23 protein-coding genes are annotated in these 26826 nt (G+C 70.1%); 10 read left to right on the forward strand and 13 right to left on the reverse strand.

Features of this window, described 5'->3' with window-relative positions; translation table 11 throughout:
- The first annotated feature begins 363 nt into the window (after positions 1-363).
- The 9 genes from NRF20_RS38000 to NRF20_RS38040 all read left to right on the forward strand — a co-directional run bounded on the left by NRF20_RS38000 (position 364) and on the right by NRF20_RS38040 (position 11770).
- On the forward strand, positions 364-3492 hold the full coding sequence (locus tag NRF20_RS38000) for an amino acid adenylation domain-containing protein (protein WP_413754039.1): 3129 nt from the start codon (positions 364-366) through the stop codon (positions 3490-3492).
- A gap of 8 nt (positions 3493-3500) precedes the next feature.
- A complete protein-coding gene (locus NRF20_RS38005; RefSeq protein WP_413754040.1) occupies positions 3501-3983 on the forward strand; it encodes an AMP-binding protein in 483 nt (160 codons plus the stop codon).
- Between the two features lie 236 nt (positions 3984-4219).
- Entirely contained in the window at positions 4220-5503 is a 1284-nt protein-coding gene (locus NRF20_RS38010) for a PLP-dependent aminotransferase family protein (protein WP_266363795.1), read from the forward strand.
- 110 nt (positions 5504-5613) lie between these two features.
- Positions 5614-6693: a 3,5-dihydroxyphenylacetyl-CoA synthase DpgA gene (gene dpgA / locus NRF20_RS38015; RefSeq protein ID WP_398630831.1), complete on the forward strand. Its 1080-nt coding sequence runs from the start codon at positions 5614-5616 to the stop codon at positions 6691-6693.
- Between the two features lie 14 nt (positions 6694-6707).
- Entirely contained in the window at positions 6708-7367 is a 660-nt protein-coding gene (gene dpgB / locus NRF20_RS38020) for an enoyl-CoA-hydratase DpgB (RefSeq protein ID WP_398630832.1), read from the forward strand.
- Positions 7364-8638, forward strand: a complete 1275-nt coding sequence (gene dpgC / locus NRF20_RS38025) for a (3,5-dihydroxyphenyl)acetyl-CoA 1,2-dioxygenase DpgC (protein ID WP_398630833.1) — start codon at positions 7364-7366, stop codon at positions 8636-8638. The genes dpgB and dpgC overlap by 4 nt, the downstream gene beginning before the upstream one ends.
- Before the next feature lie 311 nt (positions 8639-8949).
- The gene (gene cysC / locus NRF20_RS38030) at positions 8950-9504 is read left to right on the forward strand and encodes an adenylyl-sulfate kinase (protein WP_398630834.1); all 555 of its coding nucleotides are present in this window, start codon (positions 8950-8952) and stop codon (positions 9502-9504) included.
- Entirely contained in the window at positions 9501-10436 is a 936-nt protein-coding gene (gene cysD, locus NRF20_RS38035; RefSeq protein ID WP_398630835.1) for a sulfate adenylyltransferase subunit CysD, read from the forward strand. The genes cysC and cysD overlap by 4 nt, the downstream gene beginning before the upstream one ends.
- 2 nt (positions 10437-10438) lie before the next feature.
- Positions 10439-11770 carry a sulfate adenylyltransferase subunit 1 gene (locus NRF20_RS38040; RefSeq protein ID WP_413754041.1) on the forward strand — a complete coding sequence of 444 codons (1332 nt, stop codon included), beginning with the start codon at positions 10439-10441 and terminating at the stop codon, positions 11768-11770.
- Positions 11771-12427: 657 nt separating this feature from the next.
- Here the strand turns inward: NRF20_RS38040 and NRF20_RS38045 are convergent.
- From NRF20_RS38045 to NRF20_RS38080, 8 genes are all read right to left on the reverse strand, one after another.
- Positions 12428-13243 carry a dimethylarginine dimethylaminohydrolase family protein gene (locus NRF20_RS38045; protein ID WP_398630837.1) on the reverse strand — a complete coding sequence of 272 codons (816 nt, stop codon included), beginning with the start codon at positions 13241-13243 and terminating at the stop codon, positions 12428-12430.
- 243 nt (positions 13244-13486) lie between these two features.
- Entirely contained in the window at positions 13487-14773 is a 1287-nt protein-coding gene (locus NRF20_RS38050; protein WP_413754042.1) for a cytochrome P450, read from the reverse strand.
- 473 nt (positions 14774-15246) lie between these two features.
- The gene (locus tag NRF20_RS38055; protein ID WP_398630838.1) at positions 15247-15492 is read right to left on the reverse strand and encodes an acyl carrier protein; all 246 of its coding nucleotides are present in this window, start codon (positions 15490-15492) and stop codon (positions 15247-15249) included.
- On the reverse strand, positions 15489-16190 hold the full coding sequence (locus NRF20_RS38060; protein ID WP_398630839.1) for a hypothetical protein: 702 nt from the start codon (positions 16188-16190) through the stop codon (positions 15489-15491). The genes NRF20_RS38055 and NRF20_RS38060 overlap by 4 nt, the downstream gene beginning before the upstream one ends.
- A 25-nt stretch (positions 16191-16215) precedes the next feature.
- Positions 16216-16392, reverse strand: coding sequence for a hypothetical protein (locus tag NRF20_RS38065; RefSeq protein WP_413754043.1), 177 nt, complete (start codon positions 16390-16392; stop codon positions 16216-16218).
- Positions 16393-16471: 79 nt separating this feature from the next.
- Positions 16472-16765 carry a phosphopantetheine-binding protein gene (locus NRF20_RS38070; RefSeq protein ID WP_266363818.1) on the reverse strand — a complete coding sequence of 98 codons (294 nt, stop codon included), beginning with the start codon at positions 16763-16765 and terminating at the stop codon, positions 16472-16474.
- Complete coding sequence (locus NRF20_RS38075; RefSeq protein WP_413754044.1) at positions 16762-18945, reverse strand: AMP-binding protein; 2184 nt, start codon at positions 18943-18945, stop codon at positions 16762-16764. The genes NRF20_RS38070 and NRF20_RS38075 overlap by 4 nt, the downstream gene beginning before the upstream one ends.
- Before the next feature lie 14 nt (positions 18946-18959).
- On the reverse strand, positions 18960-20204 hold the full coding sequence (locus NRF20_RS38080; protein WP_413754045.1) for a lysine N(6)-hydroxylase/L-ornithine N(5)-oxygenase family protein: 1245 nt from the start codon (positions 20202-20204) through the stop codon (positions 18960-18962).
- 348 nt (positions 20205-20552) lie between these two features.
- Between NRF20_RS38080 and NRF20_RS38085 the strand changes: the two genes are divergently transcribed.
- A complete protein-coding gene (locus tag NRF20_RS38085) occupies positions 20553-21551 on the forward strand; it encodes a ketoacyl-ACP synthase III family protein (RefSeq protein WP_398630842.1) in 999 nt (332 codons plus the stop codon).
- A gap of 150 nt (positions 21552-21701) precedes the next feature.
- Here NRF20_RS38085 and NRF20_RS38090 read toward each other — a convergent pair whose 3' ends face one another.
- The 5 genes from NRF20_RS38090 to NRF20_RS38110 form a co-directional block, all read right to left on the reverse strand.
- Positions 21702-21839, reverse strand: a complete 138-nt coding sequence (locus tag NRF20_RS38090; RefSeq protein ID WP_413754046.1) for a hypothetical protein — start codon at positions 21837-21839, stop codon at positions 21702-21704.
- A 294-nt stretch (positions 21840-22133) separates the two neighbouring features.
- Entirely contained in the window at positions 22134-22892 is a 759-nt protein-coding gene (locus tag NRF20_RS38095) for a thioesterase II family protein (protein ID WP_398630843.1), read from the reverse strand.
- An 18-nt stretch (positions 22893-22910) separates the two neighbouring features.
- The gene (locus NRF20_RS38100) at positions 22911-24197 is read right to left on the reverse strand and encodes an MFS transporter (protein WP_398630844.1); all 1287 of its coding nucleotides are present in this window, start codon (positions 24195-24197) and stop codon (positions 22911-22913) included.
- Positions 24198-24324: 127 nt separating this feature from the next.
- Complete coding sequence (gene ectB / locus NRF20_RS38105) at positions 24325-25575, reverse strand: diaminobutyrate--2-oxoglutarate transaminase (protein ID WP_398630845.1); 1251 nt, start codon at positions 25573-25575, stop codon at positions 24325-24327.
- A gap of 50 nt (positions 25576-25625) precedes the next feature.
- Complete coding sequence (locus NRF20_RS38110; RefSeq protein WP_398630846.1) at positions 25626-26525, reverse strand: cupin-like domain-containing protein; 900 nt, start codon at positions 26523-26525, stop codon at positions 25626-25628.
- Positions 26526-26826: the final 301 nt, after the last annotated feature.

Genomic DNA, 26826 nt, shown 5'->3' on the forward strand with positions numbered 1-26826 from the left:
CCGGTCTCGTCGGGCGCCCCGGCCGGTTGAATAAGTACTCCAACGAACGTGCCAATGGGGTCAATTCGGCATCCCGCGCGGCTATCTACTCAGCCGTTGTGCAAGTGCCGTACAGACCGGTTACGTTGACACTCCCAGTCGTTCATGGTCTTGTGGCGCACGTCACCAAGATCTCCGGTTGACGGTGATTCATGTGCCGCTGAAAGCCTTTCCGAATTGGGCGATGGAACAGAGTCGGCTCCACCTCAGGGTTGGTTATTCGTTGCGACACTTGCTCTTTTCCCGCCGAAGCAGGAGTTGGGACTTCCCTCTTCTCTGACGCTTGCAGACCGCCGTCTCGAGCATTATGTGGAGTCGAACCAGATGCGTGATTCGCTTTCCCTTCACGGGCGGTTTTATGAGCAAGTTGGGCGTACTCCCGATGCGGTGGCGGTGCGTTCCGCGGGGCGTGAGCTGACGTATCGGGAGTTGGATCGGCGCTCCGATGCGCTGGCGCATGTCCTTATCGGCCTGGGGGTGGGCCGGGAGGCACCGGTCGCGGTGCTGACCGACCGTAGTGTGGATGTCCCGGTGGCGTTTCTGGGTGTTCTCAAGGCCGGCGGCTGTTACGTGCCCTTGCACACCGGGTTCCCGACCGAGCGGATGGAATGGATCATCCGTCAGACGGGCGCACGGGTGCTGCTGACCGATGCGGTGATGGCCGCCCAGGGACTTCCCGAGGGCGATTTCACCGTGGTGCGGGTGGACGAGCCGGTACGCGCCAGGGCTGCGCTCCGGCCGGTGAGGGTGGTGTGTGCGCCGGACCAGCTGGCGTATGTGATGTTCACCTCCGGCTCCACCGGGGTGCCCAAGGGCGTCGCCGTCACCCACCGTGATGTGACGGATCTGGTGGAGGACTCGCTGTTCGACACCGGGCATCACGACCGGGTCCTGATGATCGCCCCGTATGCGTTCGACGCTTCACTGCACGGCCTGTGGATGCCGCTGCTGCGCGGCACCACCTCGGTCATCGCCGGTGCTGATGATGTGTCCGCGCCCCGGCTGCGAGAGCTGTTCGAAACGGAGAAGATCACCAGTGTCGAGATGACCGCCGGCCTGCTGCGGACCATCGCCGAGGCCGCCCCGGAGACCTTCCACGGGCTGCGCGAAGTGTCCACGGGTGGCGACATCATCTCCCCGGTCGCGGTGCGGCGGATCCTTCAGGCCTGCCCCGGCACTGTGGTGCGCGCCACGTACGGCCCCACCGAGACCACACTGTTCGCCACCCAGCACGCCTACACCGACGCTGCCCAGGTCGCCGACCGGGTCCCCATGGGCCGCCCGCTGGACAACATGCGCACGTACGTCCTGGACGAGCACCTGACCCCGGTCCCCGTCGGCATCCCCGGTGAGCTGTACATCGCCGGGGCCGGCCTGGCCCGCGGCTACCTTCACCGCCCCGGTCTCACCGCCGAACGCTTTGTCGCCGACCCGTACGGGCCGGTCGGCAGCCGCATGTACCGCACCGGCGACATCGTGTGCTGGAACCCGGACGGCATGCTCGAGTTCCTCGGCCGTGCCGACGCGCAGGTCAAGATCCGCGGCTTCCGCGTCGAGCCGGGCGAGATCGAAACCGTCCTGTCGACGTTCCCAGGGCTCACCCAGGTCGTGGTCACGGCCCGGGAGGCCAACGGTGACAAGCGGCTGGTGGCCTACGTCGTCGGCGACAAGGCGATCGATGCCGGCGCGCTGCGCGACCACGTTGCGGCTGCCCTGCCCGAGTACATGGTCCCTGCCGCTTTCGTCGCCCTGGACGCCTTCCCCCTCACCCCGAACGGGAAGGTCGACTACCGGGCCCTGCCCGCACCGGAATTCACCGCAACCGCCGCCTACCGCGCCCCGCGCACCCCGGATGAGGAGAAACTCTGCGCGCTCTTCGCGGAGGCCCTCGGTATCGAGCGGGTCGGTATGGATGACAACTTCTTCGACCTCGGCGGCCACTCCCTCCTCGCCACCCAGCTGATCGGCGAGCTCCGGACCACCTTCGATGCGGACGTGTCCATCCGGCTGCTCTTCGGCGCCCCGACGGTTGCCACACTGCTTCCGCTGCTCCGTGCGCAGGACACGAAGGTCCGGCGCCCGGTGCTTGCCCGGAACGGGCGCCCCGCCCGTGTCCCGCTGTCCGCCGCCCAGCACCGGATGTGGTTCCTGGAACAGTGGGACGGCCCTTCCCCTCTGTACAACCTGCCCGTTGTCCTGCGGCTGACCGGTGACCTGGACCGGGACGCGCTTCAGGAGGCGGTCCGGGATGTGATCGTCCGGCACGAGAGCCTGCGCACCGTCGTGGGGGAGGTGGGCGGCGAGCCGTACCAGGTGGTGCTCGACCCGGCCGACCTGCACCTCGTCCTGCCCGTCAGGGACCTCGACGAGGCGGAGCTCGACGCCGCAGTACGGGAGGCCGGCCGCCGGCCGTTCGACCTGAAGGCCGACCTGCTCCTGCGTGCCGAATTGTTCGTATTGGGCGAGCGCAAGCATGTGCTTGTGCTGACACTTCATCACATCGCCTCGGACGGATGGTCCAAGGCGCCACTCAGCCGTGATCTGGCAACCGCCTACGCGGCCAGGCGCGCGGGCGAAGCCCCGGCGTGGTCCGAGCTTCCCGTGCAGTACGCGGACTACACGCTGTGGCAACACACGCTCCTCGGCGACCCCGGCTCCCCCGACAGCCTCGCCGGGCGTCAGCTCGCGTACTGGAAGGACGCCCTGGACGGTGCACCGGACGAGCTGGCCCTGCCCTTCGACCGACCGCGCCCCGCGGACGGCACTCACCAGGGCGAGGCCCTCCCGCTCTGCCTTGATGCTGAACTACTCGCTTCCATCGTTGAGTTGGCGCGAAAGCATGACGCTACGCCATTTATGGTGATGCAGGCCGGACTTGCGATGCTGCTGCACCAGCTCGGCGCCGGGGTGGACATCCCCCTGGGCAGCGTGGTGGCCGGGCGCGGCGACGCGGCACTCGACGACCTGGTCGGCTTTTTCGTCAACACTGTCGTCCTGCGTACCGACCTGTCAGGAGACCCCTCCTTCACCGAGTTGCTCGCCCGGGTGCGGGAGACAGCCCTGGGCGCGTATTCCCACCAGGACGTGCCCTTCGAGCAGGTCGTGGGGGCCGTCAACCCGGCCCGTTCGCTGTCCCGGCACCCGCTCTTCCAGGTCATGCTCGTCCTGCAGAACGTCACCGGCTACGAGTTCGCGATGCCTGGCCTCGACGTCTCGGTCGTCGAGGAGGCCACGTCGACCTCGAAATTCGACCTGCTCTTCAGCATCACCGAGCAGTACGACGACCAGCGTCGCCCCGTCGGCATCACCGGCTACATCGAGTACGACACCGCCCTGTTCGATGCGTCGACGGTCGAGCGGATCAGTGACCGCTTTGCCACGCTGCTCACGACGGTCGTGGCCGACCCCGGGCAGCGGGTCTCCGCGCCCTGTCCCCTCACCCCGGTGAGCTGACTGCCCTGTTGGCCGACTGGAACGGCCCGGCAGTCGCCCTGCCCGGGCAGAACCTCGTCGAGCGGATCGCCGCCCAGGCCGCATGCACCCCGGACGAGCCCTCGGTCGTCGCGGACGACGTCCAGCTCACGTACCAGGAGCTCAACGAGCGCGCCAACCGACTGGCTCGGCTGCTGATCGCCCGGGGGGCTGGTCCCGAGACCCCGGTCGCGGCCGTGCTGCCGCGCTCCGCTGCACTCGTCGTCACCTTCTTGGCGATCCTCAGGGTCGGTGCCTGCCATCTGCCAGTGGATCCCACGCTGCCTGCCGACCGGATCTCGCTCATCCTGGTCGTCACCCGCAGCACCGTGGCGCTCCCGGCCTGTGCCGCCCCGGTCCTCGTCCTCGACGTGCTGTCCACCGCAGCGGCACCGGCGCGGCAGAGCGCGGCGGGCCCGGGCGACATTGACCACCTCGCCCCGCACCGACGGATGGGACGTCATACCGGCTGAATCGGTGCCGGGAAGACAGCGCATGGCAAGGCGGCCCAAGCGCGCAGTTCGGCCGGTTGGACGGCGCCGGCGAAACAGCTGGGACGGCGTCGGCAAAGCACTTGGACGGCATTGGCGAAGCACGAGTGATCGTGTGATGCTGAGGCCTCAATCAGCCTCAATTCATTGGCGCCCAGGGGAATTTCATGCCAGGAATCACCATTGCCACCGACACCCGTTCGCGGGATTGGCTGGAAATGGCAGAGCTGCACGGCAGTGTTTCCGAGCCGGTGCTGGACACCATGAACTTCCTCAACGAGGTGACCCATCGCTATCCGGACGCGATTTCGTTCGCACCGGGGCGGCCGTACGACGGATTCTTCGACACCGAGCAGGTCTTCGCCCATATCCGCCGCTATCTTGACCACTTGGCGGAGCAGGGCAGCTCGACGGACGACATCCGCACCGCGCTGTACCAGTACGGGCCGACCGCGGGGCTGATCCGCGGCATCATCGCCGACTCGCTGCGGGCAGACGAGGACACCGACGTGCCGGCCGAGTCCATAGTGGTGACCGTCGGCGCCCAGGAGGCCATGCTGCTGGTGCTGCGCGCGCTCATCGCCGGCCCCGACGACGTGCTGCTGGTTTCCAGCCCCTGCTATGTCGGAATCACCGGCGCCGCCCGGCTGCTCGACGTGGCCGTACGCCCGGTGGAGGAGCGCGAGGACGGGTTCAGTGCCGCCGATCTGGAGGCCGCGGTGCTGGAGGAGCTGGCGAACGGCCGCCGCCCCCGGGCGTTCTACGTGGTGCCCGACCACTCCAACCCGTCCGGCAACACCATAGGGACCGAGGCCCGCGAGGAGTTGCTGAAGCTCGCCGAGCGGTACGACTTCCTGGTGCTGGAGGACAGCCCGTACCGGCTGGTGAGCCCCGGCACGCCGCTGCCGACCCTGAAGTCCCGGGACCGGGCGCGCCGGGTGGTGCATCTGGGCTCGTATTCCAAGACGGTCTTTCCCGGCGCCCGGGTCGGCTTCGTCGTCGCCGACCAGCGCGTCCGTAACGCCGGGGGCGGCGAGCATCTGCTGGCCGACGAACTCGCCAAGATCAAGAGCATGGTGACGGTCAACACCTCGTCGCTGAGTCAGGCGGCCGTGGCCGGCGCGCTGCTCGGCGCCCAGGGCCGGCTGTCGCAGCTGAACGCCGAGGCAGCCGCCTACTACGGCGACGCGATGCGGGAGATGCTGCGGCAGCTCGACGCCCGGCTGCCCGCCGACCGCCGCGAGGCCCTCGGCGTGCGCTGGAACGAGCCGACCGGCGGCTTCTTCCTCACCATGCGGGTCCCGTTCCGGGTGGACAACGCCCAGCTGACCACGTCCGCAGAGGACTTCGGCGTGATCTGGACGCCGATGACGCACTTCTATCCCGGCACCGGAGGCCACCACGGCATCCGGCTGTCGACCAGCTATCTGACGCCTGCCGAGATCGAAGAGGGCACCGCGAGGCTCGCGCGCTTTGTCGAGGCGCAGAGCGCGGCGCTCTGACCAGCAGTGCAGACAGCGCAATTCCCAGCGAGAGAGGTCGTGCACGTGTCCGGACCGAGTCGGAATCGACGACCGCGGAGCAAGCCGCGTATGTGGGGGTGGACGTTCCGATGACCCTGGCAGCCGAGCTGCGGCCCCGCGCCCTGGGCGTGGGTACGGCGGTGACGCCCACCTCGTACACCCAGCAGGAGGTGCTCGACGCCTTCGAGATCACCGACCCCAAGATCCGTTCGGTCTTCCTCAACAGTGCCATCGAGCGCCGCCATCTGACGCTCCCGCCGTCGGACGGCGCGGGCGGCCGCGTCTACGAGCCACAGGGCGACCTCCTCGACAAGCACAAGGCCAAGGCCATCGAGATGGGCGCCGAGGCACTGCGCGCCTGCCTCAAGCGCGCCGGGGCCGAACTCTCCGATCTGCGCCACCTGTGCTGCGTGACATCCACCGGACTTCTCACCCCGGGACTGAGCGCCCTGCTCATCAAGGAACTCGGCATCGACCGGCACTGCAGCCGCTCCGACATCGTGGGCATGGGCTGCAACGCCGGCCTCAACGCCCTGGGCGTGGTCTCCGGCTGGGCCGCCGCCCACCCCGGCGAACTCGCCGTCGTGCTCTGTGCGGAGGCCTGCTCCGCCGCCTACGCCATGGACTCCACGATGCGCACCGCCGTCGTCAACAGCCTCTTCGGTGACGGTGCCGCCGCGATCGCGATCCGCTCGGGCCCCGCCCCGGACGAGGCGGCCGTTCCCGAGGGCCCGCACATCCTGAAGTTCGCCAGCTGCATCATCCCGGACGCCGTCGACGCCATGCGCTACGACTGGGACCGGGAGCAGGGCCGCTTCAGTTTCTTCCTGGACCCGCAGGTCCCCTATGTGGTCGGCGCCCACGCCGAGCTGGTTGTGGACCGGCTGCTGGCGGACACCGGACTGCGCCGCAGCGACATCGCCCACTGGCTGGTGCACTCCGGCGGCAAGAAGGTCATCGACGCCGTCGTGGTCAACCTCGGGCTGACCCGGCACGACGTCCGGCACACCGTCGGTGTGCTGCGCGACTACGGCAACGTGTCGAGCGGCTCGTTCCTCTTCTCGTACGAACGGCTCCTGGACGAGGGAGTCGCCCGGCCCGGTGAGTACGGCGTGCTGATGACCATGGGGCCCGGCTCAACGATCGAAACGGCGCTGGTTCAGTGGTGAACGCGGAGGAAGTCATGGAAGAAGTGCTGACCCTGGTGATCGACGGCACCGAGCCGCCGTCGGCGGCGACGGTGAAGGCCGTGCAGACGGTCTGTGACGCGGCCGAGGACCGGGCCGGTTCCGGTGTCGTCGTCGTGCGGGTCAGCGGTGCCCCGGCCGAAGGGTGGACCAGCGGCCTCGACGTGATGAAGGTCAGCAAGTGGGAGCGGGCGCTGCGCCGGCTGGAGCGACTTCCGCGCGCCACCGTGGCGGTGGCGGCGGGCGACTGCGGCGGCGCGGCCCTGGACGCCTTCCTCACCTGCGACATCCGGGTGGTCACGCCCGGCGCCCGGCTGCTGGTGTCCGGCGACGGCACGGCGACCTGGCCCGGGATGGCCGGATACCGACTCGTTCAGCTGGCCGGGGCCGCACGGGTCCGCCGCGCGCTGCTGTTCGGGCTGCCCATCGAGGCTCCCGAGGCGCTGCGGCTCGGCCTCGCCGACGAGCTGGCCGACGACCCGGCGGGTGCGCTCGCAGCTGCCGCCGGGCTGGTCAGCGGGCTGGCCGGCAAGGAGATCGCGATCCGCCGGCAGCTGCTCTTCGACGCCGCGACGACCAGCTTCGAGGACGCCCTCGGCCCGCATCTGGCCGCGTGCGACCGGGTGCTGCGGAAGCCCGTGGCGGTGGCGTCGTGAGCGTTCCGGTCTGGCCGGCCCTGCGGGAGGCGGCCGGCCGCGTCGAAGAACTGGTGTCCGTGATGCCGGAGCCCGGCTCGCGGCTGCCCGAGAAACAGGCGGAGCTCACCGCGGCGAAGGACGCCGCGCGGACGCTGCGGATGCGCTTCCTGGAGACGCATGCCGACGCCGTGTACGACCGCCTCACGGCCGGTGGCACTGAGGGGCTGCGGATCGCGGAGCTCGTCGAGGCCGCCGCGGCCGAGTTCCCCGCGCTGGTGCCGACGGCCGGGCAGCTCGCGGCCGACCGCGGCCGGCGGCAGGCGGACAAGGAGGGGTACGAGATCGACCAGGGCATCTTCCTGCGGGCCGTGCTGGGTTCACCCCAGGCCGGTTCGCATCTGCTCGACACGATGCTCCGGCCCACCCCCCGGGCGCTGCGGCTGCTGCCGGAGTTCACCCGCACGGGCGTCCTCGAGACGGAGTCGGTCCGGGTGGAGCGGCGGGACGGCGCGGCGTATCTCACGATGTGCCGGGACGACTGCCTGAACGCCGAGGACGACCAGCAGGTCGAGGACATGGAGACCGCCGTCGACCTGGCGCTCCTCGACCCGGGGGTGAAGGTGGGCGTGTTGCGCGGCGGCACGATGACCCACTCGCGCTACCGGGGCCGGCGGGTGTTCAGCGCGGGTATCAACCTCAAGAGCCTGCACGCCGGGGACATTTCGCTGGTCGGGTTCCTGCTGCGGCGCGAGCTCGGTTACATCCACAAGCTCGTGCGGGGGATTCGGACCGAGGACGCACCCTGGCACGCCCGCACGGTCGAGAAGCCGTGGGTGGCGGCCGTCGAGACGTTCGCCATCGGCGGCGGCACGCAGCTGCTGCTCGTCTTCGACCACGTGCTGGCCGCGTCGGACGTCTATCTCAGCCTGCCCGCCGCCCGAGAGGGCATCGTGCCCGGGGCCGGCAACTTCCGGCTCGGCCGGCACACCGGACCCCGGATCGCCCGGCAGGTCATTCTGCAGGGTCGCCGGATCCGGGCCACGGAGCCGGACGCCCGGCTGCTGATCGACGAGGTGGTGGAGCCGGAGGAGATCGACGCGGCCGTGGCCCGCGCCGTCGACCGGCTGCGCGGCCCGGCGGTCGTGCCCAACCGGCGGATGCTGAACCTGGCCGAGGAGCCGGTGGACGAATTCCGCCGCTACATGGCCGAGTTCGCGCTGCAGCAGGCCTTGCGCCTGTACGGCGAGGACGTCATCGACAAGGTGGGCCGGTTCGCGGAGAAGGCCTAGGAGACCGATGCAGATCTTGAAATTGTGCCCGGCTCGTACCTGTTCGACCTGATTGACATTTACTGGCAATTCAGGGTGAACCAGGCGGTCGGAGTAAGATTTTCAGAAAATTCCCAGGCGAGGTGTATCAGTGCGGCCCGGTCGAACGTCTTCTCCCTGCCGTGGATTCGGGTTCCCGTGGTCGCTGGTGGTGGCACCCGGGGCGCTGCCCTTCAACACAATGAATGGTCCAGTGTGCCTGGCGCGCCCCACACAACACACCTACGCCTTGCCGACCAAACTCTCTGAGTGGGAAAGAGGTTGACCCGATCATGGTTCGCTCTGGGCCGTGGGAGTGCGGTGCCACCGTCTGGCTGACCGGCCTGCCGAGCGCGGGCAAGACGACCATCGCCACCGCGGCCGCCGGGCGGCTGCGCGCGGCCGGATGCCGGGTGGAGGTGCTGGATGGGGACGAGATTCGCGAGTTCCTCTCCGCCGGGCTCGGCTTCTCCCGTGCGGACCGCCACACCAACGTGACCCGCATCGGCTTCGTCGCCGAACTGCTGGCCTCCAACGGCGTGCTCGCCCTCGCTCCGGTCATCGCACCGTACGCGGAGGGCCGGGAGGCGGTGCGCCGGCGCCACGAGGCGTCCGGCACGCCGTATCTGGAGGTGCACGTGGCCACGCCGGTGGAAGTGTGCTCCGATCGCGATGTGAAGGGCCTGTACGCCAAGCAGGCCGCTGGTGAGCTGTCCGGGTTGACCGGGGTGGACGACCCGTACGAGCCGCCGACCGATCCGGATCTGCGGATCGCGGCTCACCAGCAGAGCGTGGATGAGTCGGCACAGGCGCTGCTGGATCTGCTGAAGAGAAAGGGCATCGCATGACGTCATCGACCGCAGTGGCCGAGGAGGTGGGCGGGCCGTGCGTGCTCACCCACCTCGACGCCCTGGAGTCCGAGGCGGTGCACATCTTCCGTGAGGTGGCGGGTGAGTTCGAGCGGCCGGTGATCCTTTTCTCCGGCGGCAAGGACTCGATCGTGATGCTGCATCTGGCGCTGAAGGCGTTCGCGCCGGCGCCGGTGCCGTTCGGGCTGCTGCACGTGGACACCGGGCATAACTTCCCTGAGGTGCTTGCCTACCGCGACCGGGTGGTGGCCGAGCGCTCCTTGCGCCTGCATGTGGCGTCCGTCCAGGACTACATCGACCGTGGCGAGCTGCGCGAGCGTCCCGACGGCACCCGCAACCCGCTGCAGACGGTGCCGCTGACCCACACCATCCGCGAGCGGCGGTTCGACGCCGTGTTCGGCGGCGGACGGCGGGACGAGGAGAAGGCCCGGGCCAAGGAGCGGGTGTTCAGCCTGCGGGATGAGTTCTCGCAGTGGAACCCGCGCCGCCAGCGCCCCGAGCTGTGGAACCTCTACAACGGCCGGCACGCCCCCGGTGAGCACGTACGGGTCTTCCCGCTGTCCAACTGGACCGAGCTGGACGTGTGGCAGTACATCGCCCGCGAGGGCATCGAGCTGCCGGAGATCTACTTCGCGCACGAGCGCGAGCTGTTCCTGCGGGGTGGTATGTGGCTGACCGCCGGCGAATGGGGCGGCCCGAAGGACGACGAGCCCGTGCAGAAGCGCATGGTGCGCTACCGCACCGTGGGCGACATGTCCTGCACCGGCGCGGTGGACTCCGACGCCACCGATCTCGACGCTGTGATCGCCGAGATCGCCGCCTCCCGGCTGACCGAGCGGGGTGCGACGCGGGCCGACGACAAGCTGTCCGAGGCCGCGATGGAAGACCGCAAGCGCGAAGGGTACTTCTGACGATGACCAGCACCACGAAACAGCCGGCGGCGACCACGCTGCTGCGCTTCGCCACCGCGGGCTCCGTCGACGACGGCAAGTCGACGCTGGTGGGCCGGCTGCTGCACGACTCGAAGTCGGTGCTGGCCGACCAACTGGAGGCCGTCGAGCACGCGTCCCGGAGCAGAGGCCAGGACACCCCTGACCTGGCGCTGCTCACCGACGGGCTGCGGGCCGAGCGGGAGCAGGGCATCACGATCGACGTCGCCTACCGCTACTTCGCCACGGCCCGCCGCCGCTTCATCCTCGCGGACACCCCCGGGCACGTGCAGTACACCCGCAACATGGTCACCGGCGCCTCCACTGCCGAGCTGACCGTCGTCCTGGTCGACGCCCGCAACGGCGTCGTCGAGCAGACCCGCCGCCACGCGGCGGTCGCCGCGCTGCTGCGGGTGCCGCTCGTCGTGCTGGCGGTGAACAAGATGGACCTCGTGGGCTACGCGGAGGAGACCTTCGCCGCCATCGCCGACGAGTTCACCGCCTACGCCACGAAGCTGGGCGTGCCCGAGGTCACCGCGATCCCGATCTCGGCGCTCAAGGGCGACAACGTCGTGGAGCCCAGCTCGCACATGGACTGGTACGGCGGCCCCACCGTGCTGGAGCACCTGGAGACCGTCCCGGTCAGCCACGAGCTGACCGGCTGCCCGGCACGTTTCCCGGTGCAGTACATCATCCGCTTGCAGACCCCCGAGCACCCCGACTACCGCAGCTACGCCGGCCAGATCGCCGCCGGCTCCTTCCGCGTCGGCCAGGAGGTCACCATCCTGCCGTCGGGCCGGACGACCACCATCACCGGCATCGACCTGCTCGGCGAGAGCGTCGACGTCGCCTGGTCCCCGCAGTCGGTGACGCTGCGCCTGGCCGACCATCTGGACATCTCCCGCGGCGACCTGATCGCCCCGACCGGCTCCGCGCCGGCCGTCACCCAGGACATCGAGGCCACCGTCTGCCATGTCGCGGACCGGCCGCTCACCCCGGGCGCCCGCGTACTGATCAAGCACGCCACCCGCACGGTCAGGGCGATCGTCAAGGACATCCCGTCCCGGCTCACGCTGGACGACCTGTCCCAGTATCCGGCGCCCGGCTCGCTCGCCGCCAACGACATCGGCCAGGTGGTGATCCGCACCGCCGAGCCGCTGCCCATCGACGGCTACGCCGACTCCCGCCGCACCGGCTCCTTCCTGCTCATCGACCCGGCCGACGGCACCACGCTGACAGCCGGGATGGCCGGCCACGCCTTCGCCGAGCAGGCCGCCGAGGCGCCGGCGGAGGACGACGAGGGCTGGGACTTCTGATGACGGCTCCCATCGCCCCGCCGCGCTGCTCACCGCCCCGGGCCGGTCAAGACAGCCATCTTTGATCATCAGGATGCCGAGTGCGCAGGTCCGGACGGTGCGCGGATGAGCGCCCCACTTGAACTCGTGCCTGCTCGCGGTCTTGCGGTGACGGGCCTTCACGCGCCGACGGCACGGTTCGGGTAGGCGATCCTCAACGGCCAGGTCCTGCGCTCGCGCAGGGGCCGGAGGTCCCCAGTGGTGATTGCCAGTGCTGCCTAGGGGCAGACCATTCCCTGATCGCCCGGCGCCAGAGCAGCGAAGGACGTGTGACCTCACTTCGCCGTGCTGTCGGTACGGTCGGTCCAAGTGGCCCCTTCTGGTGGAGCGGCCCCAGCAGCCGAGAAACCACCGACTACTCGCTCACCGACCTGCCCACCGCCGCCGGCGAGAGATCTTGTCCCATGTCCCCGGCCAGAGGGTGGGGTGGGGGTCCGGCGCGGAGGGCGTCGGCCGTTGCCTGCGCGGTCGCCCTCGCCGGCATCAGCGGGGCGCTCTCCGTGCTGCTCACAGCCTTGGGAGCGGCAGCACTGTCGAGACGCCGGACTTTCGGCTTCGCTGACCTGCGGAGTTCTGAGCTCCCCATCGCTACGCCACTTGGCGACTGCACGGTTGGGCTCAGTCTTCGGACCGCTGCTTCGTCGGCGGGTTGTCCAGCGTCAGGGCGGTGCAGCGGATACCGCCGCCTCCCTTTGCCAGTTGAGTCGTGTGGAGTTCGACCACCTTCAGACCGCGGTCGCGCAGTGTGGCGGCGAGGCGCGGCGCGCCCTGGGCCATGGTCACGGTGGTTCCGTCGCTGACGAGGTTCAGCGCGAACCGCGCCGCCTCCTCGGCGGACACCTCGATCAGCTCGACGCCGAGCCCGCGCAGGGTCCGCAGGCTGAGCGTGTCGAGGGCCTGCGGGCAGTACGCCAGCGTGTCCGGGGCGATGACACCGACGGCCAGGTCGAGGTCGTACCAGCGGGGGCTCACCGTGCGCAGCGGCACCACCTCGTAGTTCAGCTCGCGGGCGAGTACCCCGAGCATCCGCTCGTCGGTGCGCTGGCCGTACCCCGTCAGCAGCAGGTCGCCGCAGGCCAGCGCGTCGCCCTGGCCGCTGAACGCGTAGGGCGCCTCGATGACCTCGAACCCCCGGTCGGCCAGCCACTCCTGGAAGTAGGGGATCTCGGCCTTCCGCTGGGGCGGCGGGCAGCCCAGGACGGCTCGGTCGCCGCGGACCACGGCGGCGTTGGCGGTGAACACCATGTCCGGGCACTGCGGTGCGGACGGTAGGTACTCGACTTTGCGGCCGGCTGCGAGGTGCGCGGCCACGATTGCCTGGTGCTCGGCGAGCGTCGCCTCGGTGTCAGGCTGGATCGTGGTGTCCATGTAGGGGTTGATCTCGTAGTCGACCCGGAAGTGGCTCGCGTCGGAGACAAGGAGTTCGCTGTTCACGGTGCCTTCCCTGTGGTGGTCGGATCGCGCTCGCGGAACGGGTGGGGCTGTACGCTGCGCAGCCGCGTCGGCCCGAGCGTCACAGGGAGCCGACTGACTGCGAGCCTTGAACGGCAGACCGATCAAGTCCGCGGTGGGTTACGGCCGTTTGCCGCCGAAGGTTCTTCCCGGCACGCGTGGAATACCGCTGAGCATGACGGAGTGCGCCTGGCGCCGCGGAGCGACGGCGGGGGCCGGGGCCGATCAGGCGGGGACGACCGTCACCGGCAGGGAGCGCAGGCCGTTGACCACCCAGTTGGACTGCCAGTCGGGCGGGTTCGCGAGCGCCAGAGACGTGTCGGCCCTGATCAGGTCCTCCAACAGCGCCCGCAGCAGCACGCGGACCAGGGCGGCGCCGAGGCAGAAGTGCATGCCGGCGCCGAGGGCCAGGTGCGGGTTGGGACGGCGGTCCAGGACCAGCTCCTCCGGGTCGGCGAAGACGGTGCCGTCGCGGTTGGCTGAGGCGATCCACACCGCCAGCGCGTCACCGGCCCGGATCGTGGTGCCCGCGAGTTCGGTGTCGCACACCGCGGTGCGCATCACGTGCGTGGCCGGCGCGGTCCAGCGCAGCAGTTCCTCGATGGCGGAGTCGACACCGACCCGCCCCTCGCGCAGCGCCTCCCACGCCGCCGGGTGCTCCAGCAGCGCCAACAGGCCGCCGCTCGCGGCGTGCCGAGCCGTCTGGCTCGCGGCCACCACGATGTTGTCACAGGTCAGGACGATCTCCTCGTCCGACAACGGCAGGCCGCCCGCGCGGGCCTCCAGCAGCATGCCGATCAGGTCCCGGCCAGCGTCTCCCCGCCGGGTGCCGAGCGCGTTCAGGTAGTACGTCATCACGTCGTGGTGGCCGGCGGACCCGTGTTCCGCCTCGTCCACGGAGCGGCCCGTGGCATCCAAGATCAGCGGGATGTCCCCGGGGGGGATGCCCAGGATCTCGGCCTGGACCGCGAGGGGGAACTTCGCGGCCACATCGGTGACGAAATCGCCGCCGCCCCGCTCACGCAGATCCGCCAGGAGCGAACCCGCCACCTCACCGGCCAGCGCGCCCAGCTTCTCCACGGCCCGCGGCGTGAACAACGGGGCGACAGCCCTGCGCAGATCGGTATGTCGCGGCGGATCGGTGAGGACCGGCATCTTCCCGGCACCGGGGTACGGAGCGGAGTTGTCGTCCTCGCGCAGCGTCGTGCCGCGGGTGGAGGTGAAGACCTTCCAGTCGGTCAGCACCCGTTTGCCGGCTTCGTGCCCGACCACGGCCCAGAACTCCGAGCCGGTCTTCGCCACCTGGTGGTGCACGGGGCCGACCTCCCGCATGGCCCGCCACACCTCGTACGGGTTCCCGCCCGCGTACAGCGCCGAATGCAACAAGTCGACCGTCAACGGCACAGACAAGGACGCCCCCTGTTTCTCGATGGCCTGGAAGTCCTCATCGCAACAGGCGTCGCCCCGATTGTCCAGCTCAGACAGGATGTTGACCAGGCGATGCGACGCCAAGAATCATGTTCGGCGTGACTCAGGCCCTGCGGCGGGAACACGTCCGATTTCTGGCACGAGATCTTGTCCGTCGGCCCGACGTAGTGCGGGAAGAGACACATGGCGAGAATGAAGCAGACGGTGAACCGGGCCGACGAAACGGCATTGCCATGCGATCAACAGGGGGAGCAGTCATGCCGGGCCCGGAGGCCGGGAACCCCGGTGCGGGGCCCCAAGAAGGTAATGGGGGCCGCCCGGGTGGCCGTCGTCATCGAGCGCGTTCCCGAACTGATCGTCGCAGTCCCGGCCGTGCTCCCGGCGCGCGTACCCGCTCGGCCCCGACGACGTGATCCTGCACAAGACGTCGTCTCGTCCGACGCGTCCATGTGAGAGCTGTCCGGATGGTTGATCGCGAGGCGGCGCACGCTGCGGCTGGTCACCGGTGAGCCGCCGCACCCGGACGAACCGGTGCGGCGGCTGCGCGGCCGACCTCGTCAGCTCCGCGGGCTGAGCTCAGGCTCCTTGTCCAGGACCGCGACGAAGTCGGCGAACCGGGGGTTGTCGAACAGCACCTTCACCGGCGTCCGGGTCCCGTGCCGGTCGTTGAGCATCGCGATGATGCGCAGCGCGGCGAACGAGGTACCGCCCGCGTCGAAGAAGTCGGTGTCGTCGTCGACGTCGGCCCCGAGCACCTCCCGCCAGATCGTCCGAACCGCGGCGCGCAGTTCTTCGCCCGTCATGCGTGTTGCCTCCTCGTTGTCGCGGACAGGAACGACACAACGCCGGTCCTGGTCGACTCGTGGGCCGTGAGCCCGGCCCGGTCGCTGCCGACGCGTATGGTGGTCAGCTCCCCCTCGGGGAGCCAGTCCCGGTGGTCGGGGTGGTCGTGGGAGAGAACCTGGAGCATCGGCCCGATGGGCTCCTTGGGCAACGCGCCCCGCGCCGCCAGCAGGTAGGCGAGATAGGACACGTGCTGCCGGGCGAAGTGCGCGACCGGTTCGGCGATCGCGCCGTCGCCCAGCCCCTGCGCCCGCAGGGCCGTCTCCGCGCGCTGCGTCAGGTCCTCGCGGACGGCCTTCAGGAACGGCTCCGGTTCGGCGGGCAGCTCCTCGATCGGTACCGGCGGCTCGCCGCTCCCCGGCACCTGGGCGACCGCGCCGGCATAGGCGCGGGCGACGTCGTCGTCGGTGGTCGGCATCGGATCGAAGAGGACCAGGGGGCGCGGGCGCCCGGACCGGCGGGCGAGGTGGACCGCGATCGCCGACGCGGCGCAGTACGCCAGGATCGGATCGGGACCGTCGTCGAGTCGGGCCGCGTACGCGGGGCCGGTGCCCTCGACCGGCAGCGGGTCGGTCAGCAGCGTGACCATGCCGTCGAGCCCCAGCGCGGTGACCGGGGCCTCCGGCCGGCGCCCCGGGTAGTCCAAGATCATCAACATGTTCTGTGTCTCCCTCACGCACCGGTCAATTCCGCCACCGCTGCCGCCACCTCGTCGGCCGACGCCGTCCGTCGGCGGGCGACAGGACGTCCGCGCGCCACGTGGTGACGAGGTCCCAGTCGCCGTCGGCGCCGGGGAACGCCTCGACCATCCAGCTCCGCGAGGTCCGCGGCGGCCGGACCCGCACCGTACGCAACCCCACCGGACCGAGCGAGACGGCACGGCCGGGGCGTCGGGGGCGCGCCGTGCCCAGGCGGCCACGACATGATCGACGCGATCTGTCATCGCTCGTCCACGAACCGTGCCACCCGATCTGCGAAGTCCCCCAACACCGGGTGATCGATGAGGAGTTGAACGGTGACCTCCAGCCCCCACTCGCGGCGCACCGTCGCGGTCGCGAGCGCGGCCTGGAAGGAGTCGCCGCCGTCTGCGAAGAAGTGGTGGTCGGCCGTGGTGACCGGGGTGCCGAGCGCGGCCGACCAGATCTCGGCGATTCGCCGCCGGTACGGCCCGGTGGCCTCGCCCGTGGTCGGCTCGCCGGTCGTGGTCTCGCCCGTGGCCGGTTCGGTCGTCATCGGTCACCCTTGGTCGCCAGGGACTCGGCGACCGAGTCGCGGTCGATCTTGCCGCTCGGGGTCCGTGGCAACCCGGGCAGCACGGTCACCGACGCGGGCACCGACGCCTCGGGCAGCAGCTCGGCCAGCGCCGCGCGGAGGTCGCCGGGCTCCGTCACGTCCGGGTGCAGGGTGACGGCGGCGCGGAGCTGACGCGAGCCGGGGACCGGCTCCAGGGCCACGCAGACCGCGGTGGCGACGCCGGGCTGCTGCATCAGGCAGGCCTCGATCTCCAGCAGGTTGACCCGGATGCCGCGGATCTTGACGTCGTGGTCCAGCCGACTGAGGAAGTACACGAGGTCGTCCTTGACGCACACCAGGTCGCCGGTGCGGAAGGCCCTGGTGTGTCCATGCGGGGTTCGTTCGACGGTGACGAAGCGGTCGGCGTTCAGCTCCGGCCGGCCGAGATAGCCCAGGGAGACCGGGGCGCCGGCGACGAGCAGTTCGCCGGTGGTCGGATCTTCCGGGTCGGTGGGGTGCACCAGCAGCTCACAGCCCGGCAGCGGCCGGCCGATGGGCGGCAGCAACGGCCAGGCGGCGGGGTCGCCGGGCAGTACGTACGAGCTGACCATCGCGGACTCGCTCTGTCCGTAGTGGTTGCCGAGCCGGGCCTGGGGCAGGGCCTCGAACAGTGCCCGGATCGGCGGCGTGCACAGCAGCTGCTCGCCCGCCGTGTTCACCTCGAGCAGGGACAGGCCCAGGTCGCCGTCCTGCGCCGATGCCGCCACCGCCAGCATGTGGAGGGCGACATAGGGCAGGAACAGGCGCTCGATGCGGTGGTCGGCCAGCCAGGTCAGGAAGGTGAACGGGTCGCGCCGCAGTGTCTCGGGGACGATGACGAGGGTGCCGCCGCCGCACAGGGTGCCCAGGATCTCCTGGAAGCACACGTCGAAGTTCAGGGGCGCGAACTGCGCGGTCCGCAGGTCGGGCCGGACGGAGTCGGTGCGCTGCCAGGTCACCATGTTGTCCAGGCAACTGTGCTGGATCGTCACACCCTTGGGCAGGCCGGTCGATCCGGAGGTGTAGATGACGTACACCGGCAGGTCCGGCCGGCAGGCGACCGGCCGGAAGCCGTCGGCCTCGGCTCCGGAGGGGTCCTCGATGGCGAGGGTCACAACCTCATCGGCGATCGTCGGCCGGGGGCCGTCGTGCAGCAGGACGCTCGCGCCGCTGTCGTGCAGCATGAACGTGAGCCGGTTCACCGGATACGACGCGTCCAGCGGCACATAGGTGGCGCCGACCGCGATGGTGGCGAGCAGGGCCGCGACGGTGCGCGCGCTGCGTCCGCCGGTCACCGCGACCCGGCTGCCGGGTTCGATGCCGTGGCGGGTGAGGGTCGCGGCGAGTTCGGCGACCCAGGCCCACAGCTCCGCGTAGGTCAGCCGGGTCGCCCCGTCGACCAGGGCGAGCTCGTCGGGCCGCTCGGCCACGGTGCGGGCCAGCCCGTCCAGCAGACACTCCGGCTCCGCGGACCCACCCCACAGCGTGGGTCGCCGCGTCGTCTCCGTCCGCCCCATTCGGCACATGTGGACTCCCAGCGCGCGACGGGTTCCGTCACCGTCGTCGAGCATGCTCTTGGCGACCCGGTCGCGGATCGCGGGATTCTTCTCCTGGCTGAGCTTGAACATCGCCTGTCCGGACGTCACGTCGAACCGGAAGGCTCCGACCCCGCTCACGATGGTGCGGAAGTAGTCGACCGACCCACCGGCCTCCCAGCCCTGGCCGAACCGCTGCTCGAACAGCTCGGCCGTGCGCCGGACGACCTCCAGGGTCTCCTCGCCCTCGGGCAGCGGCACCACGTCACCGGTCAGCTCGGCAGTGACGAAGTTCCAGGTGGGCGCGGCCACCGGAGTGTCGTACAGGGCCGGGGTGACATAGCTGCTCGGGCCTGTGAAGACGAGGCTCGCGGGGGTGCCGCCGGCCAGCGCCCGCCAGTGCGGGTTGGCCCGGTTGAGGTGGCCGAGGAGCGAGAAACCGGCGAACGCCTCAGGCTCCTCGGCGCCCGGGAGGTGGATGATCGGCAGGAGGGTCGTGTACGGCGTGGTGGGCCCGTTGCTCACCAGCATGGCCATCGGGTGTTGCCGGATGATGTGGTGAAGCCGGCCGGGGTTCGTGACCCGGTAGATCGGTGGAACGAACACTGTGTCTCTCCGTATCAGGTCTGACGGAGTATCGATTTCGCGATCTCGCCCGCGCGGACGGCGGTGTTGGACAACAGCCCCGCGCTCAGGCCGTGGCTGCCCTCGGTACCTGCGCCGTGCAGATAGATGCCGCAGCGCAGCGCGTCCGAGGTGCGGACCCGGTAGTCGCGGTCCACGTACAGGCCGCCGCTCTCGTCCTTCTTGCACTCGTCGGCCAGGTCGCCGAGCAGCGGCAGGGGATCGACGGGCCGGTAGCCGGTGGCGTAGATGACGCCGTCCACCACGAGCCGCGTCACCTCACCGGTGACCAGCGACTCCACCTCCACCTCGACCCCGTCGGCGGTCTCCGTGCAGGCACGCACCCGCGAGACGCGGTGGACGTGCAGCCGTGGGCGGCCCTGCACCTCCTCGAGGTAGACCCGCCGGTACAGCTCCTGGCTCAAGTCCAGGTCGACCACAGCGTAGTTGGTGTTGCCGTGGTACGCGAGCAGCGACTCCTTGGTCTGTTCCGGCGCGCGGTAGAAGTCGTCGACGGCAGCCGGGTCGAAGATGCCGTTGGCGAAGGGGCTGTCGTCGGAGACGCTGTAGCCGTAGCGCGCGAAGACGGTGTGCACCGCCGCGTCGCTGTAGGTGCGGTGGAGATAGTCGGCGCACTCGGCGGCGCTCTGCCCGGCCCCCACGACCAGGTACCGCCCGTGGCGCGGCGCGGCGAGGTCGCCGGTGAGCAGCTGCGAGCTGTGCCGGATCCGCGCCGAAGGGGTGACATCCGGCGGCAGGTTGGGTGCCATCCCCGTGCCGAGCACGACGTTGCGTGCCCGCTGGACATGCCGGCTGCCGTCCGCGCCCTGCGTGGCGATCTCGAGGAGGCCGACGTGACCGTCCGTGCCCTGGACCGGGCGGATGCCCACGACCGTCGAGTCGTAGGAGACGTGCGTGCCGAACTGCGCCGCGGACCAGCCGAGGTAGTCGTGGAACTCGATCCGGTACGGGTACAGCATCTTGCTGTTGATGAACGCCGGCATCCTGCCGTGGGCGTGCAAGTAGGCGAGGAACGTATAGCGGCTGCTGGGGTTGCGCATCGTCGCAAGGTCTTTGAGGAAGGAGACCTGCATGGTGGCGCCCTCGAGCAGCATGCCGGTGTGCCAGCCGAAGCTCGCCTGCCGCTCGTGGAAGGCCATGGTCATCGGTGCGTCGGACTCCTGGAGGGCGATCGCCAGGGCGAGGTTGGCGGGCCCGAACCCGACCCCCGCGACATCCACGGTATTTACGTTCGGCAGCGCGGCGGCTGTCACGGTGGTGCTCCTCTCCAGCCCAGGTCCTTCGGACACCACACTGGACAGAGTGTGATCGATTTCTGTCCCGTCCAGCCCGGTTTCGTCGCGGGATCGTATCCACAGCGTCGCCGCTCAGTGAAGGTACGCATGAGAAGCGTGAACACCGGAAGGACGAGGGCGACAAGCCGACCGGTGGCGCTGTGACCAGACGCGCCGGGCCGGTTTCGGCCGCACGGCCCGCCCCCGGGCATGAGCGTTGCCGGAGCTGAGTGGACATCGTTACGGTCGGACTCGTTCACCCTCAGCACCGTTATTACTCCGGGAGGTTGCCTCGTGCAGTGGGGCGATGTGTACGTCAGGTCCTGTGCCGTGGCCCTGGGGGAGAGGGAGTTGGTGGAGGCCGCGGTGGCGGCCGGCCGGTACGACCCGGCCATCCGCGAAGCGCACGGCTACGAGTCGATCGCGGTCGCGGGCTCCAGATGCGCCGCTGACATGGCCGTCGACGTCGCGCGAGTCGCGATCGCCCGGTCAGCCATCGACCCGGCCGGCATCGGCGTGTTCGTCCACGCCTACGTGGACGAACAGGGCCCGGAGGGTGTCGCCGAGCCGGCCTCCTACGTCCAGGGCATGGCCCACGACGGCCGGGCCCGGGCTCTCGGGCTGCGGCAGGGCTGCAACGGCGCGATCGCGTCGCTGGAGCTCGGCGCGATGTACGTGTCCGCCGGCAGTGCGGCCGTGCTGACCTCGGCGGACAAGTACGCGCGCGAGGGCGACCGCTACCGCGACGACCAAGGCGGCGTGCCCGCCGACGGCGCGACCGCCATGGTGCTGGACCGTGGGGACGGCGTCGCGCGGCTCCTCGCCACCGAGATCGTCGGTGACGGCAGATTCAGCGGGCTGAGCGCACTCGACCCCAGTCGGTTCGAAGACCGCCAGGAGTACCGCCGGGCGCAGCGCAAGCGGGTCGTGTCGATGATGCGGACGATGACCGAAGCCAAACACGACTGCGTGCGGGCCGCGCTCGCCGACGCCGGGGTCGGGGCCGGCGACATCAGGCACTGGCTCCTGCCGTACACCGGGCGGTTCCTGGTCGACCGCGACTTCTTCGCCGAGTTCGAGATCGATGACGAGCGCACGACGTGGGGCCTGGGACGCACGGTCGGCCATCTCATCAGTGGTGGCGACTCGTTCGTCGGGCTCACCCACCTGCTGGAGACGGGGGCCGCGGAGGTTGGGGACCGGGTCGTCATGCTAGGTGACTCCACCGGGTTCGCCTTCGGCTGCGCTGTGCTGGAGATCCTCGCGAAGCCCGCGTGGCAGGTCGATCGCTGAGGTCGGGCAGCCGATACATCGACGACAGGCACCCGGGCGCGCGAGCCCGTGGAATCGCCCACGTCACCCGACGAGCCACACATCGTGGCACCACGGTTCCATGTCCCGGGCCAGGCCGGCGTGTTCGCCGAAACCCGGACCTGACTTGGCTCACGTGCAGCGCCCGGTGTCGGTCAGCGCATGCACCACCTCGAACAGCCGCCGGCCGTGCCGGCGAGCGGGCGTGGTGTCCCGGTCGGAGGAAGCCGCAGTGATCGACGGCGGCGTGGCCGATTCGGGCTCGGGCACCGCGGCAGGCAGGCAGCCGCGGTGCCCGGCGGCCACCTCCACCGCCCGCTCGGACCATCCCTGTCACAAGCGGAACCGGTCGCTGAACCGGACAGCGTCCGGGGTGCCGGCGGCGATGTCCTGACAGTCAGCCGCTCCATCGAGGACACTGCCGGCTGGAGCATCAAGAGGTTCGTCCGCACCGCCCGCCGGTACCGCACGATCGAGATCCAAGTCGGGTCCCGGGCCAGGCGCAGCGTATTCGCCGACACCGGGAGACGAAGCCGGCAACGGCCGGCATGACCGCGAGCGTTGTCACCCCGTCCGCGTCGGCACGTGCGCCCCGAGCTGTTTGGTGAGCACCTCGCCCACACCGTCCCAGTGGTCGTCGAGGTAGAAGTGCCCACCGGGAAAGACGTGCAGGTCGAACCGGCCGGCGGTATGGCTCGCCCACGCGGCCGCGTCATCGATCGACACAACGGCGTCGTTGTCGCCGGTCAGGGACACGACCGGGCACGCCACCGTGGAGCTGTCGCATCGGTAGGACTCCAGCATCCGGTAGTCCGCGCGCAGCGCGGACAGCACCAGCACTCGCATGTCCTCATTGTCCAGCAACCGCTCGTCGGTGCCGTCCAGCGCGGCGAGCTCCGCGATCAGCTCCTCGTCGGTAGCCGTGTGCGCGTGCCGGGGAAGCGGCCGGCAAGGTGGCCGCGTCCCCGATGCGAACAGCGCCAGCGGCACGATCCCGTCGGCCTCCAGACGTTTGGCCACCTCGAACGCCAGCAGCGCGCCCATGCTGTGCCCGAACAGCGCTACCGGCCTGCCCAGTTCGGGACGTATCGCGGCGAGCGTGCGCTCGGTCAGTTCCGCGAAGTCGCCGATGCACGGTTCGTTGACGCGGTCCTGTCTGCCGGGATACTGCACCGCCAGCACCTCGGCTGCGGGGAACAGCGCCATCGCCATCGGCCGGAAGTAGCTCGCGGACCCACCGGCGTGCGGGAGGCACACCAACTGCACCGCCGCCTCGGGCGCCGCCCGGTAACGGCGTATCCAGTCATCCTGTCCGTTGGTCATGGCTCCTCGTTCGTCGTCTCACACGTGGGCAGGCTGCTGTGGGGCCGGGCCGGTGATACGGCCGTCGGGAGTACGCCGGACCGCGCGAATGCCGGGCACCAGCGGGGTGAGACTGCACGGGATGACGATCATCGCGGCAGCGATCAGCAGGGTCTGGGCCTGACCGGTCTGGGAGGCCAGCGGGCCCACCAGGGCGAGGCCGACCGGCGCGGCAATCGTGGAGATCAGCCAGTCGTAGGATTCAACCCGCGACATCACCTCTGCGGGGATCAGGTGCTGCATCGACGCCTGCCACAGGGCGTCGAGGAACAGGGTCGCCGCGCCGCTGAGGAACGCCGAGCCCACCACGGCCCACAGGGGCATCGGCACCGCGAGTGCCAGCAGCGGCAGCGCGGTCAGGGCCAGCGCGAGATTACCGACGATCAACGGCCTGCCCGGCTCCAGCTTCAGCGCGATGAACCCGCCCGCGATGGCGCCGGCCGCCCAGCCCGCGACGATGACGCCCCAGGCGGACGGCCCGCCGAGCGACTTGTCCGCGATCGCCGGGCCGAGCACGTAGTACGCCGCGACCGCGAGGTTCTGCAGCATGTGCACCATCAGGTTGAGCCACAGCCACCGTCGCACGGCGAACTCGCGCCAGCCGGTGCCCAGGTCGCGCCAGAACGACTCGGGCGCGGGGATGGTGCGAGCGGGGAGCCGCAGCATCGCCAGCGACGCAGCGCTCACGATGAACGTGACAGCGTCCATGGCCAGCACCAGCCCCGGCCCCCACAACGCGATCACCAGGCCGGCCAGCGCCGGGCTCAGTACCGTGGAGGCGCTGGTGCTGAAGGACATCAGCGCGTTGCTGCGCTGGAGTTGTTCCGGCGGCATGATCTCCGCCATCAGGCCTCTGGACGCCGGGCCGAAGAACGCCTGGGCGGCGCCGAAGACCGCGGCGCCGGCGGCCAGATGCCATACCTGGGCGTCGCCGCCCAGGATGAGCACGGCCAGCACCAGCTGTGCGGCTGCGCGGATCAGGTCGGATGCCAGCATCAGGAACTGACGGCGCAACCGGTCCGCCCACACCCCACCGGCCAGCGTGAAGAGGACCTGCGTCGCGACCTGCGCGGTCATTACGAGCCCGATGTCGGTGACCGAGCCGTCCACCGCCAGCACGGCGAAGATCAGCGCCACCTTGGTCATCCCGCCTCCGGCGGCCGACACGGCCTGCCCGGTCCACAGGATGCGGAACTCCCGTATGGAGAGCGGCGCCAGTGCTTCAGCCAGGGCGCGCCGCGTACCGCCCTCTTTCCCCTCCGCCATCAGCGTGCTCCCCGTCGTGTCGGGGCGTGCGGTAAGACGCGAACGTGGTTGATGTGCTGCGAGGTCACAAGCAGATTCCTGTCTCGGATCACTAACGGCCTGAATATCGGTACGGCCATGATCGCGCTCATCCGGCCCGTTCGAGAACCACGCGCACGGACATATTGAGGATCTCGAGCCCCTCGGCCAGTTCCGCGTCGGAGGCCGTCAGCGGCGGCAGCAGCTTGACCACCTCGTCCCGCGGACCGGCGGTCTCCACCAGCAGGCCCCGCGCGAACGCCTCGTCGGCCACCGTGTCGGCCAGCCCCGCGCCGACCACCAGACCGTGGATGAGGCCGCGGCCGCGGGTGGACAGGCCCGCGTCGGGGTGGGCGTTGACGATGTCCTGCAGTGCGTTCTTGACCCACTCGCCCCTGACGCGCGTCGACTTCTCCAGTGCGTCGTCCCGCCAGTAGGCGGACAGCGCCGCCGTCGCGGTGACGAACGCCGGGTTCACGCCGCGGAACGTGCCGCTGTGGGCGCCCGGCTGCCACACGTCCAGCTCCGGCCGGACCAGGGTGAGCGCGAGTGGCAGCCCGTATCCGCTGATCGACTTCGACAGGCAGATCAGGTCCGGCACGATGCCCGCGTCCTCGAAGCTGAAGAACGGGCCGGTCCGTCCGCAGCCCGCCTGGATGTCGTCGACGATCAGCAGGATCTCGTGCTGCCGGCACAGATCCGCGAGCGCACGGAGCCACTCGGCGCTCGCCACGTTCACCCCGCCCTCGGCCTGCACGGTCTCCACGATCACCGCGGCCGGCCGGTCCAGCCCACTGCCCGGGTTGTCCAGGAGCCGCGCCAGATGCTCCGGGTGGGGGTGCCCGTCGTGGCCGTCGAACGGCACTGGGGTCGCGCCGGTGAGTGGCACGCCGGCGGAGCGGCGATGCAAGGGGTTGCCGGTGACCGCGAGCGCGCCGAGCGTTGCGCCGTGGAAGGAGTTGCTGAAGTGCACGACCTCGCTGCGGCCGGTGATCGTGCGGGCCAGCTTCAGGGCCGCCTCGACGGCGTTGGCGCCGCCCGGGCCCGGAAAGATCACCTTGTGATCCATGCCCCGCGGCTGCAGCACCACCTCGACGAGTGTCTTGAGCAGGTCGTGCCGTGCGGTGGTGAACATGTCGAGTGCGTGGGTGACGCCGTCGTTGCTGACGTAGTCCAGCAGCGCTCGCTTGAGCACCGGATTGTTGTGCCCGTAGTTCAGCGAGCCGGCGCCGGCGAAGAAGTCGAGCCAGCGTCGGCCTTCCTCGGTGTGCAGGTGGCTGCCGGTGGCGCGGGAGAAGACGACCGGCCAGCGCCTGCTGTAGGACCGCACGTTCGACTCGTGCTGGTCGAAGATGCTCATGGAAGCCCTTTCCCTATGAGAGGAGTAGCGCGACCGTAGCCCGGCCTTCACTAGGAGATGTAGGAGTAGTACGAGCGCAGTCCCGGCAGCAGCAGGCCACGTGGCAGGCCGGCGACGACCCCGAGCGCGAACAGCAGGTTGTATCGCAGGTTCTTCAGCGGCATGCCTTCACGCACCGCAGAGACGCCGCGCAGTGCGCTGGCACGGTCGTGCCAGTCGATGTTGAACGAGATCGACGCGCCGGGCGAGGTGACTTTGTGCAGCGTCCCGGGTGGCATGTAGAAGACGTCACCCGCCTCGACGTCGCACGTCAGCACCGTCGCGTCACGGAAGAGCGGGTACCGGTCGAGGTCTGGCGCGTCCGGGTCGACCGCAGCCCACCGCCAGTTGTAGGTGTAGCACTTGTCGCGCTCGGCGTCGGCCACCATGACGAACCGCTTGGACCCCTGTATCTGGAAGAACAGGTTGTGGGTGAGCAGTGTGTCGAAGTGCAGCGGGGTCACCGCGCGCGCGGGCCCGACGAAGAACTGCGTGAACTTCCACCACTGATCGCGGAAGAACGGCGGGAAGTAGTCGGCAGGGAACGGCTCCAGGTCGCGGCGCAGCGCCGGGATCATCGACAGCAGCGGCACATCGTGCAGGTAGCCGGGCGGATCGCCGGGGTCGTCTCCCCTGGCGACCTCGGCCTCCCACTCCGCGAGTTCGCGGGCGTAGTCGGCGAGGCGGACGACGGCGGTGCGCCCCGCGGAGACGGTGCCGACCTTGACGCGTACGTGCTGGTCGGGCGCCACCGCGCCGAGATGGGCGGCCGACCAGGTGGACACCGCGGGCATGTGTGCGGCCGCGCCGCGCATCACCACCGGCCTGCGCCCCATGTAATCGGCGCGGAACTCCTCGGGGCTCAGCTCGGTCCGCACGTCCACAGGGACCGGTTGGGCCGTCGTCGTCACTGACATCTCCTATCGTCTTCCGCGTCGCCGGGCGCACGCGGGCAGAGGACACCGGGGTCGCCTGTGCGTGTACCGCTGGTCGTGACCGGCCGGTTCCGGTCGGGCACGGTGTCTGGCCGGAGCCCGCGTCGGCTGCTGTCCAACTGGAGCGCGGCGCCGGTCGAACGGTGTGCGGTGACCACTCCGAGAACAGCTCATGCTCGGGCGGCACCGCTTGGATGGTTTCCGCCCGGCTCGTAATCTTCCGGATTGTGGGGGTGCAACGAGTTCAACGTCTGTGACCGCTCCAGCCTTCCGCTCC

The sequence above is a fragment of the Streptomyces sp. R-74717 genome, assembly GCF_047305335.1.
Lineage (GTDB): Bacteria > Actinomycetota > Actinomycetes > Streptomycetales > Streptomycetaceae > Streptomyces > Streptomyces atratus.